Raw genomic sequence first — 14,094 nt, 5'->3', positions numbered from 1 at the left:
TGCATAAATAAGACAAACTAAAAAAGGCTGCTTCTTGCAGCCTTTTTATTATGCAACTATATAAATTAATTCGATAAGAGAGAAAAAGGTCTTCCAATGAACAACATCTTACGCTTTGCGCTGATAAGCCTGCTCATCGGCAGTTATGGCATCAGCATCAATAGCTTGGCCGACGAAGATAAGTTTGCCAAGGTCGAAATAGCGGCCACCAAACTTTCAGAACATGTTTATATGCTAACCGGCGCCGGCGGCAACATAGGCGTATCGGCGGGAGAAGATGGCCTGCTGATCATCGACGATCAGTTTGCCCCACTGGCGGACAAGATTAGCGCGGCGCTGGCCGACATCCAGGCGGGCAAGCCTAAATATATCGTCAACACCCACTACCATGGCGATCATACCGGCGGCAACGGTTTCTTTGGCCAAACCGGCACCATCTTCGCCCATGACAATGTGCTCAAACGCTTGGCCAGTAATCAAGACTTCACTAAACAGGCCTTGCCCAGCATCACCTATGACCAGGGGATCAATATCCACTTCAATGGCGACACGCTCTCACTCGTGCACCTGGGCGCAGGCCATACAGATGGTGATAGCGTGATCTTCTGGCGTGATGCTCCTGTGGTGCATATGGGCGATCTCTTCTTTAAAGACAGATTTCCCTATATCGATCTTAAAGGAGGTGGCTCGGTGCTTGGCTATCGCGACAGCGTCGCCACCATCTTGGCCAAGGTCGATGACAATACCAAAATCATTCCGGGACACGGCGAACTGGCCAACAAGCAAGATCTGGTCAAGTTCAAGCAGATGTTAGACACCTCTATCGACTGGATGAACACCCAGCTCAAATCGGGCAAGTCGCTCGATGCCATCAAGCAGCAAGGCTTACCGGACGACTTACAGGGCTGGGGATGGAAGTTTATCTCTCAAGAGACCTGGATAGAAACCCTCTATAACGGCCTTAAGAGTCAATAATCATCCCAAATATCAATGCGATTAACAGAGAACGAGTAGCAGCGATAAGGCTATCTAAAAGTATATTGACCTATAGATGAATAAGGCGCGGTTTAAGGACTGCGCCTTTTCCTTCCTAAGCCGTCTTCACCTACTGACCATTTTCAATCTTACTTTCACTTATCGCTAAGACGATTGCTCAGCAAAATCCCCCATCAAAACAGAGATAAACTCAAACCAAGCGGAAACACATTTTTGCCAAAAAAGCACCTTAAAACAGGCACACAGGAGAGCTATGACTAAACAGGCCAAAACACAGCTTAGCAATATAGGTAAAACCCAGGCACAACGGGCGATTGCAGTGATAATGACCACACATAAAAAGAATCACAATTAGATACACTATCAACTTGCGTTAATAGCAAGCTTTCCTAAAATTTAAGCATCCTGTCTAGCAAATGCATTGGCTGTCTTGGGGCCCCGGCTAAGGATCAAGTGTGAGTAACCGTAAGAGGAACTTAACTCACAAGGAACGTAACATATTGGTATTAAACCTCACGGATGAAGCGTGTCTTACAGATGAACATACCGATACTACACAATGGCATTTCAATCATGCAGGCACCCTTAGTGCGGCCTACAAAGTTTTAGAGAGTGCTCCCTGCCAGATCGCCATCGCCATCATAGATCTCCCCCACCAGCAGGTAGTACTACGCGCCATCGAGCTACTGTCCGCGCGTCAACCCGGCCTACTCTGGCTGGCTATCTCCTTAGACAGCCCTAAAAACCTGGGTAACCTTTGCTTCTGCTTTACAGACTATTTCCTGGATTTTCATCACCTTCCCATTGATTGGCAGCGCCTCGATCACACCTTAGGGCACCTCTGTGGCATGGCCCAATTAAATCAGCAATGGAGTAAGGAGAAAACCACGCATCAACCAAGGTCCTTCTTCTTTGGTGAATCAAGCGTGATGCAGACCCTGCGCGATAATCTCTATAAGATCGCCAAGTCAGATGAAACCGTACTGATAGGCGGCGAAACCGGCACGGGTAAGGGTCTGTGCGCCAACTTGATCCATTCTCTATCGTCTCGCAAAAATGGCCCCTTTATCACGGTGAATTGCGGCGCCCTGCCCCCAACCCTCATTCATTCAGAGTTATTCGGCCATGAGAAAGGCGCCTTCACCGGCGCTGACAGGCAATACATAGGTCGCATCGAGCGAGCTAACAAGGGCACCCTGTTTTTAGATGAGATAGGCGATCTGTCACTCGAGTTACAGATCAATCTGCTGCAGTTTCTTGAAGAGCATTATATCGAACGTATCGGCGGCCAGAAGTCCACCGAGGTGGATTGTCGCATCATCTTCGCCACCCATGTCAATTTGGAAAACGCCGTCGAAGAGGGAAAATTCAGGGAAGATCTATTCTATCGAATCAATATCATACAAATAGAGCTACCCAGCTTAAGAGAACATAAGCAAGATATCCCTCTCTTGGCTCAAGATTACTTAACCAAACTCGCTCCACCCAATCGTCAATTTCAGTTTCACCAGGACGCGTTACATGCCATGACCAACTACCAGTGGCCTGGCAATGTGCGCGAACTTAAAAACCGCATTCAACGCGCCATCATCATGACCGAGAGCGACATCATCACCGAAGCCGACCTCGGCATTAAATTCGCTTGTTCGGCAAACGATGATCCCGATGTGGTCGATCTGGCGCAGCACAGAACCGAAATTGATACCGAACTTCTATTGGCCGCCATTAAGCGCAATAACCACAATATCTCGGCGGCGGCCCGTGAACTCAACATCTCACGAACGACTTTCTATCGCCTCATCAAGAAGTGCAAGATAACGCTATAGATAAGGTCAGTGGCACCAAACGAGGATCGACTTATGCCATCTACTCATTCGACAGTCATAGTCTGCCTATCTTTGCTGTTTTTTACTGCTGCCTGTCAGCAAAAAAATGACGACAAGTTAGAGAAGGAGCTCGCCTACCTGAAACAGGAGATGGGCCAATTAAAACAGCAAGTGGCCATTATGGGCAGCCAGGTGAAAGAGATACACACCATTGCCATGAAGAGTCAGGAACCGCAGCATAGAAGCCTACCAACGCAAATAAATCCGGGCGAAGATGGTAAGCTCCCGGCCTTAGGCGAGGCGACGGCGCAGGTCGCCATCATAGAGTTTTCCGATTATCAATGTCCCTACTGCAAACGATACATGGACAACACCTTCACCAAGATCAAGAGCAACTACATAGACACCGGTAAGGTGAAGTATATCGCCAGAGACTTCCCCTTAGGTTTTCACCCTAAGGCTAAAGGCGCTGCCATAGCCGCCAACTGTAGCCTGCAACAGGACGCTTATTGGCCCATGCGTGACGCCCTGTTTAAAAATATGAGGCAACTAGGGGACAAACTCTACCAAGATACCGCCACCCAGCTCTCGCTAGACATGACAAAATTCGCTGCCTGCCTGGAAGATCAAGCCATCATGAGCAAGATAGAGCAGGATATCGGCTATGGCTCATCGATAGGCGTTCGTGGTACGCCAAGCTTCCTCATAGGTAAACTGGAAAACAATCGACTCATAGAGCCCAAGCTAGTGGTTGGTGCACAAAGCTATGACACTTTCAAAGCGGTGATCGACGCCTTAGAAAAACCGACCCAGACCAATTAACGGAACTTACTCGACTAACTCAACTAACTTAACTCTTAATTAACTTAACTAACTCAAATCTGGCGCCGCAACGCCCTTTATAAAGGCATTTATCTAGTATCACTTGGCGGCGCTTTACTTTCCTCACCCAGTACCATTTTTTCAAAAGCACCATAAGCTTGGCCAATCATTAAAATCTCATCTTTAGCAAGCGTCATGTCCAGGTTTCATTTGGACAACGCACAGTGTTACACATATGTAACACCCCAGCTAATCCAATCGCCCCAAAATCAAAGTAATCCACTATTTATCAAAAGCTTATCTTTCTGGCCCAATGCTTGCTCTTATTAGGCCATCGATTTGGACGCTGCACCATGAGGCACTGTTTTATTCGCCATCAATGCAGCCACTAAAAGCGGCATACGCCGAAATAGTAGTAATAACCTAGCAACAACGAATAGGCACTTTGTCGAAATTGAGCCCAATTTCACCGACATAAAGTGATGAACTAACAAGACGTTTTATCCATATTAACTGGTTAATAAAGGTCAATATTATGAAACGATTTAAATGCAACCGGCTTGTCAGGGCGTTGGGCATCGTCCTCATAAGCGGCGCCAGCCTCTATGGCGCTACCATCACGACCGCAAACGCCTCCTTCTTCCCACAAAAGATGGATCAGGCCTGTATGGCTGAGCAAGCGGGCTTTAACCTAAACTGTACCGCTAATGACGTTCGCGTCAGTAAAGTGGACAACATTCGAGATCCAAACGACCCTAATGCCAAGGTCGAATGTAATCTGGGTGACGAAGTCACCTTCATCGCCGATGTGACCATTACCACCACGGCAAACGAACGTTACGACTACTCTGTCTACCTACCCGAAGGTAACTGGAGTGCTCAAGACGCTAACCCCAACAATGAATGTTCAATCTTACTCGGTCGAACAGATGGTCCAGGGGTGGATCTGGAGGAAGGCCTAGATGCCTGTGCCGATATCAGTAAGGCAGCAGGTTACAACCCAACCCACGTATATGCCGATGAAGAGATCACTCTCTTCTGTCGTGACGATGATAATTCCGGCAAGGCAGAGTTTAACTACTGTATGGCCTGGCATAACAAGACTGGCGAAGACTGTAGCGAAGATGATCCTGCAGCGCCCGGTACCCCATCTAAGTGTCGTTGTGACTCATTCGACATAGATGTATTTATTAAACCTAATGCACCAACCATTACTAAAGAGCTTATAGGAACCGACACCCACACCGAACCGGGTGGCGCCTATACCTTTAAACTCAGCTTCGATAACCCTAACGCCTATACTTCACTCTTTATTACCGATCTATACGATAAAGTCGACGAAGGCGCCGATGGTAGTTATGAAACCATGCTGGATCTTTGGAATGGTGTCGGTGCAGCAGGTGCAGCTGATGGTGTATACCTCACCGCCAGCAACTGTAGTCAACCTGCCAACGGCGGCGAGATAGTACCTAGCGGCTCCTACAGCTGTCAGTTCACTGTCACTATCGTCGACAGAGATCTGCCTGACGACCAGAGTCCTGAACTGTATAACGACATCATCAAGCTAGCGTTGATAGATAAGAACGACGATCCCGTTGTGGATGGTGGCAGCTGCGCAGCCATAGGCGGCGTCGATGGCGATCACTGTTCTAACGTGCTTCAGGTGAACGTGACTAACCTACCACCTAGCATCACAGTCGATAAATCTGCAGTTCCTGATCAAGTCCCTGAATCAGGCGCTTGGGTAACCTACACAGTTAGAGTCGACAATACTGCTGCAGACTATGACTCACCGCTAACCCTGACCTATCTGAACGACGACAAGTTTGGCGATCTTAATGGTCAAGGTACTTGTGCGACCGGTGGAACCATTGCCTTCGGTGGCTACTATGAATGTAGTTTCGATAAATTCATCAGTGGCACAGGCGCAGGTTCTCATACCAACACCGCAACCGCCAAAGCGGTCGACGATGAAAATACTGAAGCCATGAATGCCGATTCGGCCACCGTGATCATCAATGATATTCCATCTATGATCACTCTGGAAAAAACTGCTAATCCAACCTCTGTGCTGGAAACCGGTGATAATCCAGATATCTACCGCGACGTCGACTTTACCTTCTGGTTCAGCGTTGACGATAAGGTAGGCGGTCAAAATACCGTTGACTCAGTGACCTTTGCCACACTAACAGATGACATATTTGGTGTTCTGACAGGCGACTGTATGGTCGATATGAAGAACGGAGCCCCAATTGCAGATACACCACTAGCTGGATTCGTGCTTCTACCTGGTGAAAACGCCAGCTGTACTATCACGCTGCAAATTCAAGGCTACCGCACCGATGTCCACACCAACGTGGCCACCATAGATGGTACCGACGAAGATGGCCAAGCTGTGTCTGATTCCGATGATGCCACAGTGACCTTTACACCGGCCGCTCCTGCTGTGGATATGGACTTTGCTGCAACCATGTTAGTCGTCCTAGGCATGCATAATGCTGACGTGAACAACGCCAATCTGACTAAGCTTACTATAGGCATATTAGATGTCTTCGCCGAACCAGATACAGCAGGCTTCAAGATTATCAACGGAGGAGGTATGTACAATGGTACCTCATACGGTGCTTGTGGCTTTAATCACCTCTTCGGCTACACAGGTTCAGGCACTGAGGACTATGAATGTGCCTTTACAATAGAACTCAAACCAGGACTTGAAAATACAGATCCTATCGCCTTCTTAGAAGACATAGTGGTTGAACTGACAAATAGCCAGAATGACAAGTCTACCGCCGATGTCAGCATCCAGGTAGGTGCAATTGAGTAATAGCGTGAGAAATACTTAACGGTAATACCTCCGCACAAAAAAAGCCAAGGGCGATGCCCTTGGCTTTCTATTATTGATATAGCTTACTTCTTACCGTTACCTTTGCCGCCAGTACCGCCACCGGTATTGCCACCAGTGCTGTCGCTGCTCTGACCTATGGTCACTGTCGCCGTCGCAGTTAGCTCACCGTCGCTAATGGTATAGCTAAAGCTATCGCTACCCTTGAAACGCTTACCCGGTGTATATTTCACGCTACCATCGGCCAGCAAGGTTACGCTACCTTTGCTACCTTGAGTCACACTGACCACAGTTAAGGTATCACCTTCAGGGTCACTGTCATTGCTCAGCACCGCGATGATGACTGATGAACCGCTAGATACCGATGCACTGTCGTTTACCGCAACCGGTGCTGTATTCGCTTGCTGAGCCACCTTGTACTGTGCCTGTGCGCTTGCTTGATATTGATTGTCGCTCTTGTCTGCCACGCTAAAGCCCAGACCATAGGCACCTGCGGTCGCAGACTGCGCAGAGCTAACACTCACCACGACACTCGTACTTTGACCACTGGCTAGGCTAACGGTCGCCCCGTTGGCGTTCCAGCCCTGAGGTACAGTTGCGCTGATCACAAACACGGCATCGGCACAGCTGTCAGCATTCTGGTTTGTCACTGTCACTGTATAAGGTACCAGGCTACCCGCATCATACTCGCCTGCGCCACCACTCACGCTGACATTTGGTTGAACCAGAGTACATTGCTTGGCAGGATCAAGAACCGTATAGCTGGCATTCGCACTGCTTTGTAGTCCCGCATTTTGACCATTGCTAGCAATCAGGTTGAAATCAAATTGTCCATCGGCTGCGCTTAGGCTAGAAGTCACCGTTAGGCTGACGTTCTGGCTTTGGCCAGGAGCAAGATTTACCTTAGTCGCAGTTGCCGACCAACCCGCAGGCACATTGGCTGCCAAATTGAAGTCGCTCGCATCGCAGCTATCACTGTCTAGGTTAGTCACTGTGCCTTGGTAAACCACGCCTGTACCAGGTGCAACCTCACCGCTGTTGTTGTTGGTCAGTACGAACTGAGGCGCTGCTAACACACACTGTGCAACTGGAGCCTGAACAACATAGCTAACCAGTCCGGTAGCCACTAGATTGCTATCTTGTGCATTGTACGCGGTGACATCTAGGTCATAGAAACCGTCGTTGGCATCGCCGCTCGAAACGACACTAAAGCTCACATTAGCTGTGGCGCCGGGTGCCAGGGTTAGGCTTGCACTGCTGGCACTCCAATTAGCGGGTACCTGAACGTTAACACTAAACTGAGAATCACCGCACTCTAAGCTATCATTGTTGGTTACAGTTGCGCTGTAAGTAACGGATGTACCTGGTGCAACCCAATCACTGTTTTGAGAAAGCGCAAGTGTAGGATTAGCCTGTACACATGTGCCACCTGAATAGGCCACGGTAACGTCAACGCCAGCGTTATCTACCGACTCAGTGGTAATAGTTACACCAGCAGTGTCATCGCTATAGCTATAACCTGCCTGAAGCGCCGCATCATCCAGGTCATAGAGTGAACTCTTTGGTGTCATATCCAGTAGCTGGCTGCTTTCGATATCTTGTGCACTGCTATTTAGGTGTACCAACACGCCTTCAGTAACCGCTTTACCAGCCATAAAGCTGTCAAAACCTTGCGCTTGACGATACTCTAGGTAATACCATAATGGCGCACCAGTCTGGCTGTCGGTACCACGACGTACCTTTAATCCCTTAGCGCCACCTTGTGAATCACCCACTAACGGCTCAAGACGATAAGTACCATCGGCATCGGCTGTTGCGATTTCACCACGAGACTCACTCAGCCAGCCTAAACGCGCCTTGTTGAAGAGGTTAAAGTGCCCCTCAGACTTACCCATGATATCCAGGGTGTCGCCATAAGTGATCTCGACACAAGCATCGCTGAGATAACCGCTACCGCAGTTAAGTTCTTTAGCGTGCTTGAGTCCCAGGTTATGACCCAGTTCGTGACCGATAGTCATCAGATTTAGCTCACCATTAATCCAAGCACGCGAAGGTGAACCACCCACTGTACCCTGACCACGCCAGCCACAGCTGCTGTTTTGAGGCATCATATAGACTAAGCGCTGATACTGGCTGACATCGATACCGCTGTCGCGGGCCGCCTGCTGCGCGTAACTGTCCATGCCGAAATAGTCACAAGTACTGTTGATTGGCAGGGTTACATAACCTTTAACATCTCCAGTTAACCAAGTTTGACCGTATGAGGCCTCGCGATAGAAATCATTGACTTTGCCAAATACCATCTGTTGTACTTCGGCCAGAGTCCAAGGCTGTTGGGGATTGTCTTGGAAATTAACCAGCAGTACTAAGGTTCGCTGTTCACCAGTGGTATCGGTAAGAGAAAGCGCAGCGCCGGTGCCCGAAGAGGAAACTGTGTTGCCATCGGTTAGGGCAAGCACTTCCAGATCGCCAATTAAGGCATCGCCCGCCTCATCGCCACCAAATAGCCAACCTTCTGCACGAACCTTTGCTCCGGGTTGTAATTGATTAGCCTGAGCTTTTGAACTACCTGAAGCCAAGAAGAATTTAACCAGACCAGTTTCGGTGCGCACCATGTACTGCAGACGATTTTCACCTGCGTCATCAAAATCTTCATAGACCATTTCCAGCTCACCGCTGATTGCCTTTTTCTGGGCTAGTTTGGCTTGGATCTCGGCGGGTATGCCACGACGCTTAGCCATTGGCAGTACAGAAGAAACGACACTGAAAGGATCGAGTGCGATGAGTGATTGCTGTTCTACTTGTCTAGCCGCCACCAGCGCTTCAAGTTGCTGGTAAAGCGCGGCGTCAGAGGCATGAGATGCACCATTAGACTTAGTGGCATCCAGGTATTGCGCTGCAACTGCTGAAAGTTGCAGCGTCTGAGTTTCAAGTTCCGCCTTATGAGTCAGACGCGCCTGTTGCTTGGCATCACTTTTAGCCTGGGCCGCCGCAGAGGTTTGTTCACCATGAGTGCCCGCATGTACAGGCATGATAGCCGACGCTGACAACAGGCCTGCGCCCAATAGGCCCAAACCAAAGGTTTTCAGGAAAGTAGAATCGGTACGCGCAGCTGCGCAATGAACTGAACTCATAGCTTGGACCTCTCAAAGTCAACATCACTTCGAAAGCTCCAAGTACAAGTACTAGGCTCTATCAACGCTCATTCGGTAACCCAGCCACCCTTTTGCTATGCAATTAGGGCCTGTGGCTTTGCGTACATTAATTACTTAATGCTTGCCGTTTCGAGAGTGCTTTCGAACTAAACCTCTAAGCTGCTACAGCCCAGAGAACACGGGCATTCTAGCAATTAATTTAAGCGAAGCTCAACCAAAAATTGATCATTTTTTAACCAATATTTAAAACCCTATGGAAATCAATACACAATGAGTGGATAAAATTTACCAAAACAGCGGTTGCTGGCGCAAAACTCGATGCCAGATCCGCAAAACAGTCAAATCAACTACCATCAAGGAAATTAATAGATAGAAATGCCGCGATGTAACATATGCAGCCATCAAGTGAAAGCGATAGCGTCGAAATGGCACAGAAATGACTGTATGAGATATGGCAAATAGGAGATAAATGGAAGATTAGAGGGTTTGTTTAAAGTGGCGCAGTAGCCAATAGACGGGGCGCAGATCTTTACCGCCGATAGATCTAAGCGGTGCGATTAGATAGTTTAGCCATTGCCATTTAGCCATCTCTTGCTTGGACGCCTGCCAGAGTGATTCTCCCCCCGCGGCGCGATAGGCTGCAATGACGGGCTCGGCGATCTCAGGATGGGGCCCTATGTAACGATACAGGCTGTGGATATAGACGAGGAGATCTCTGATCTGCTGCCTATGCATGTCACTGTCTTGCTGATTCGCCTCAAAATCGATAAAGGCAACATCTCCCTCTTCCCAGCAGATATCCCTAAGCGCAGGTCTGCCATGAGCCAAGCCTTTAAGATGCAGATGCGCTAACCCAGTGGCACTATCTTGCAATATCTTAAGCTTCTCGGCATCTGAGATATCGGCATTTAACCAACCATTGACGGGCATGCCCACATCGGCAACCACCAGAAAACCTTCGCCACTGGCAACCAGTTCGGGCACAGGGGCACCTCGCTTGGCGAGTTGAGTGAGGGTTGAGATCTCGAGCTGCAACGCCGCTTGGGGCTGCGACTTTAGCCAACGCATGGCACCGGTAAGGCGTTCTGACTGTTTAAGCCAATACTTGCGGCCTTGATGCTCGAAACTGACTATTCGTTCGCCCTGATTTTCGACAAGTAGTTTATCAATCACATGTTGAAGGCTAGAAACAGTCACACAAGGTACTCCGGTAAAAGTGAAAAGGGATTATGTGTGCAAGCTAAGACAAATGCAATCTTCGAGGACCTGAGCGGGGAAACTATGAGCGACAGCAACTTGGCTTGAAGATTAAAAAGTGAAGATAAACCAGAAGACGTGCCGATCGGCACGTCTCTAGCTTGCCGCGCGATAAGCTACTACTAAAGCGAAGCGCGACATTTAATACCAAAAGTAATAGAAAAACGACTTACGCTTCTTCGTTCCAAGGGGTCGCCTTGTTTTCTAGCAGTACAGGGATCCCTTCGTTAATGGCATAGGCCAAACGATCGGCCTTACAGATAAGCTGCTGATTAGCTTTGTCATATTCAAGTTTACCCTTACACACAGGGCAGGCAACTATCTCTAAAAGTTTCTTATCAAACGCCATGTTAATTTCCTTGTTGTACGTTTTCGCGCCGCTTTAGCAGCGTTAACAATTGCTGTTCAAATTCTGGTGCTATCTTGGCATCTACCGGCAAATACCACCAGTTAGACTTTGCAAATTCGCGACATTTAACCGCATCTTTCTCTGTCATTAGCACGCCCCGACCCGCCGCAACCGTCTCGATAGCCTCAAGGCTATAGGCCTGATGATCGTCAAAGGCATGTTGACCAATTGGATGAACCCCAATCTCGCTAAGGGTATCGAAGAATCGCTGCGGATTGCCTATGCCGGCGATAGCCACACTCTCATGACTCTTATCCACATTAGCTGTAACGACCTCGCCATCAGCCACGCTGCGCCAGTTGCCGGGCGCCAGCGCCATCTCAAACTCTTCAGGCCCGCCACACTCGCCGTTGACTAAGGTAAAGTCGACGCAGCCTTGACGCCAGCGCCCTTCTCTCAATGGTCCGGCAGGCAACAGCAGACCATTGCCGAAGCGGCGTTTGCCATCGAGCACTAAGATTTCGATATCCCGTTCAAGGCGATAGTGCTGCAACCCATCGTCGCTGATGATCACATCCACCGCCTGCCAATCCATCAGGGCCTTACCCGCCGCCACGCGATCGCTACCTATTACCATAGGCACCTGGGTGCGCGCCACTATCATGGCCGGTTCATCGCCTACTTCATTGGCTGGCATGCCAGCGATAACTCTCTTACAGCCTGAAAACTCGACGCCGTAGCCGCGGCTGATCACCCCAGGGCGATAGCCATTACGGCGAAGCAGTTCGATGAGATAGATGACCGTGGGGGTCTTGCCGCTGCCACCGACTGTGATGTTGCCCACCACAATCACAGGAACATCGAGCCGCGCGCTTGCCTTAAGCCCCAAACGAAACAGCTGTCGTCTGAGGCTCGTCAATAGATAAAACAAGCCACTGAGTGGCAGAAGCAGCAGTACAAGCAACCAGTGAACACCGGCCTGCCTGTCATACCAGAGACGATTAACCAACGCCTGCATTGTGCTTAGCTACCAAACTGCATCTGGTACAGGTTGTAATAGATCCCCTGCTTAGCCAGTAGCTCGCTATGGGTGCCGCGCTCGACCACCTTGCCCTGATCCACCACCAAGATCTGATTGGCATTTTCAACGGTCGACAGACGGTGAGCGATCACGATAGATGTACGGTTCTGTCTCAGGTTATCCAGACCCGTCTGAATAGCCTTCTCCGACTCGGTATCCAGCGCCGAGGTCGCCTCATCGAGGATCAAGATAGGCGCATCGCGCAGTATCGCCCTGGCAATGGCGATACGCTGGCGCTGACCACCCGAGAGCATGACACCGTTTTCGCCAACCTGGGTATAGATCCCCTCAGGCATGTTGCAGATAAACTCCCAGGCGTTGGCGAGCTTAGCCGCATCGATGATCTGCTCCTCGGTGACCTCGCCCGGATAGGCATAGGCGATGTTCGCCGCTATGGTATCGTTGATAAGGGTTACCTGCTGTGACACCAATGCCACCTGACGACGCAGCGCCGCCAGCTTGTAATCTCTCAGGCTCACATCATCCAAGCGAATATCACCGCTGTCGAGATCCGAATAGAAGCGGGTGATCAGGCTGGCAATGGTCGACTTACCCGAGCCACTGCGTCCCACCAGGGCCAGGGTTTCACCGGGATTAACCTGGAAATCCACCTCTTTTAACGCCAAGCCTTCCTGATTGTTGTAGCGGAAGTTGACCTTATCGAAGCTCAGGCGGCCCTCGACTCTTTTGGTCTCAAAGGTGCCATTATCCACCTCGGCCGGGGTATCTAACACGGCAAAGATGGTGCTACAGGCGGCGATACCACGCTGAAACTCGGCGTTGACGCGGGTTAGGCTCTTGATTGGCTGCAACATGGCGAGCATGGCCGCCAAGATAGTGGCGAAGGTACCTGCGGTGAGATCGGCGCGCATGCTCTCAAGGCTCGAGGCGTATAACACGAAAGCCAGCGCCAGTGAGCCAATGACCATTACCAAGGGTTGACTGATCGCCTGAGCCAGTGCCAGTTTCATGGTGCGCGAGCGGTTGTCGTCGTTCACCTTGGCGAAACGTTGCGACTCGGCCTGCTGACCACCGAAGACCAACACATTCTTGTGGCCCTTGATCATCTGCTCGGTAACTGAGGTCACACCGCCCATGGCGGTCTGGATCTGTTTGGAAACCTTGCGGAACTTACGGCTGACCACGGCAATTACCAAGCCGATAAGAGGCCCGACGATCAGGATACAGAGCGAGAGTTTCCAGGAGTTGTAGAACATCACCCCCAGCATGCCGATCACTGTGATACCGTCACGCACTATGGTGATCAGCGCACTGCCAGATGCCCTGGCGATCTGCTCGGTATCGAAGGTCACCCGGGAGATCAAGTTACCGCTGCTTTCCGCATCGATATAGCTCACCGGTAGTCTAAGGTAATGCTCAAACACCTGCTGACGCATATCCATGATCATGCGCGCACTGATGTAGGAGATCCCATAGGTGGAGAGAAAATTAGCCAAGCCCCTCAGGGTAAACAGGCCAATCACCACGAAAGGCGCGGTCTTGAGCACGTCGCTGTCGGAGTTAAAGCCGCCCCCCATGCCAAGGTCGACCCCTTCAACCAGACCCGGCGTGGTCGGTACATTGCTGGCAAAACCTTGATCAATAAAAGGTTTAATTGAATAAATAAAGGTTGCGTCCACCAAGCCGTAAAGCACTAGGCCGAACACAGACAAAAATAACACCCCTTTGAGCGGGACAAGATAAGTGAGCAGTCTGAGAAAAACGCTGCCAACTTCACTTTTCGAAGAATTTGTCATTCAGGATTC

General features: G+C 49.9%; 9 protein-coding genes and 1 riboswitch. Of the genes, 4 read left to right on the top strand and 5 right to left on the bottom strand.

Going from position 1 to position 14,094, the window contains the following annotated elements; all coding sequences use genetic code 11:
* Nucleotides 1-96 precede the first annotated feature (96 nt).
* The 4 genes from K0H80_RS08380 to K0H80_RS08365 all read left to right on the top strand — a co-directional run bounded on the left by K0H80_RS08380 (nucleotide 97) and on the right by K0H80_RS08365 (nucleotide 6,468).
* On the top strand, nucleotides 97-975 hold the full coding sequence (locus tag K0H80_RS08380) for an MBL fold metallo-hydrolase (RefSeq protein ID WP_220073683.1): 879 nt from the start codon (nucleotides 97-99) through the stop codon (nucleotides 973-975).
* 476 nt (nucleotides 976-1,451) lie between these two features.
* Complete coding sequence (locus K0H80_RS08375; protein ID WP_220073682.1) at nucleotides 1,452-2,822, top strand: sigma-54 dependent transcriptional regulator; 1,371 nt, start codon at nucleotides 1,452-1,454, stop codon at nucleotides 2,820-2,822.
* A 33-nt stretch (nucleotides 2,823-2,855) separates the two neighbouring features.
* On the top strand, nucleotides 2,856-3,644 hold the full coding sequence (locus K0H80_RS08370; RefSeq protein ID WP_220073681.1) for a DsbA family protein: 789 nt from the start codon (nucleotides 2,856-2,858) through the stop codon (nucleotides 3,642-3,644).
* A gap of 535 nt (nucleotides 3,645-4,179) precedes the next feature.
* Nucleotides 4,180-6,468, top strand: coding sequence for a hypothetical protein (locus K0H80_RS08365; protein WP_220073680.1), 2,289 nt, complete (start codon nucleotides 4,180-4,182; stop codon nucleotides 6,466-6,468).
* An 83-nt stretch (nucleotides 6,469-6,551) separates the two neighbouring features.
* On the opposite strand, the gene K0H80_RS08360 is transcribed toward K0H80_RS08365, so the two are convergent.
* The 5 genes from K0H80_RS08360 to msbA all read right to left on the bottom strand — a co-directional run bounded on the left by K0H80_RS08360 (nucleotide 6,552) and on the right by msbA (nucleotide 14,085).
* Nucleotides 6,552-9,620, bottom strand: a complete 3,069-nt coding sequence (locus K0H80_RS08360) for an Ig-like domain-containing protein (protein WP_220073679.1) — start codon at nucleotides 9,618-9,620, stop codon at nucleotides 6,552-6,554.
* A 71-nt stretch (nucleotides 9,621-9,691) separates the two neighbouring features.
* Nucleotides 9,692-9,777: riboswitch (cyclic di-GMP riboswitch) on the bottom strand.
* 341 nt (nucleotides 9,778-10,118) lie between these two features.
* A complete protein-coding gene (locus tag K0H80_RS08355) occupies nucleotides 10,119-10,838 on the bottom strand; it encodes a BUD32 family EKC/KEOPS complex subunit (RefSeq protein WP_220073678.1) in 720 nt (239 codons plus the stop codon).
* 229 nt (nucleotides 10,839-11,067) lie between these two features.
* Complete coding sequence (locus K0H80_RS08350) at nucleotides 11,068-11,247, bottom strand: Trm112 family protein (protein WP_011865439.1); 180 nt, start codon at nucleotides 11,245-11,247, stop codon at nucleotides 11,068-11,070.
* A 1-nt stretch (nucleotide 11,248) separates the two neighbouring features.
* The gene (lpxK, locus tag K0H80_RS08345) at nucleotides 11,249-12,265 is read right to left on the bottom strand and encodes a tetraacyldisaccharide 4'-kinase (protein WP_220073677.1); all 1,017 of its coding nucleotides are present in this window, start codon (nucleotides 12,263-12,265) and stop codon (nucleotides 11,249-11,251) included.
* Nucleotides 12,266-12,270: 5 nt separating this feature from the next.
* Nucleotides 12,271-14,085: a lipid A export permease/ATP-binding protein MsbA gene (msbA, locus tag K0H80_RS08340; RefSeq protein ID WP_011865437.1), complete on the bottom strand. Its 1,815-nt coding sequence runs from the start codon at nucleotides 14,083-14,085 to the stop codon at nucleotides 12,271-12,273.
* Between the last annotated feature and the right edge of the window lie 9 nt (nucleotides 14,086-14,094).

It is taken from the genome of Shewanella aegiceratis (genome assembly GCF_019457495.1).
Taxonomy (GTDB): domain Bacteria; phylum Pseudomonadota; class Gammaproteobacteria; order Enterobacterales; family Shewanellaceae; genus Shewanella; species Shewanella loihica.
The sequence above is the reverse complement of the archived record's forward strand: the minus strand, read 5'-3'. Positions and strand labels throughout refer to the sequence as shown.

Excerpts from the sequence above, each read along its gene's own strand:
- msbA (WP_011865437.1), bottom strand. The coding sequence starts at position 14,085 with ATGACAAATTCTTCGAAAAGTGAAGTTGGCAGCGTTTTTCTCAGACTG.
- K0H80_RS08380 (WP_220073683.1), top strand. The coding sequence starts at position 97 with ATGAACAACATCTTACGCTTTGCGCTGATAAGCCTGCTCATCGGCAGT.
- K0H80_RS08350 (WP_011865439.1), bottom strand. The coding sequence starts at position 11,247 with ATGGCGTTTGATAAGAAACTTTTAGAGATAGTTGCCTGCCCTGTGTGT.
- K0H80_RS08365 (WP_220073680.1), top strand. The coding sequence starts at position 4,180 with ATGAAACGATTTAAATGCAACCGGCTTGTCAGGGCGTTGGGCATCGTC.
- K0H80_RS08360 (WP_220073679.1), bottom strand. The coding sequence starts at position 9,620 with ATGAGTTCAGTTCATTGCGCAGCTGCGCGTACCGATTCTACTTTCCTG.
- lpxK (WP_220073677.1), bottom strand. The coding sequence starts at position 12,265 with ATGCAGGCGTTGGTTAATCGTCTCTGGTATGACAGGCAGGCCGGTGTT.
- K0H80_RS08370 (WP_220073681.1), top strand. The coding sequence starts at position 2,856 with ATGCCATCTACTCATTCGACAGTCATAGTCTGCCTATCTTTGCTGTTT.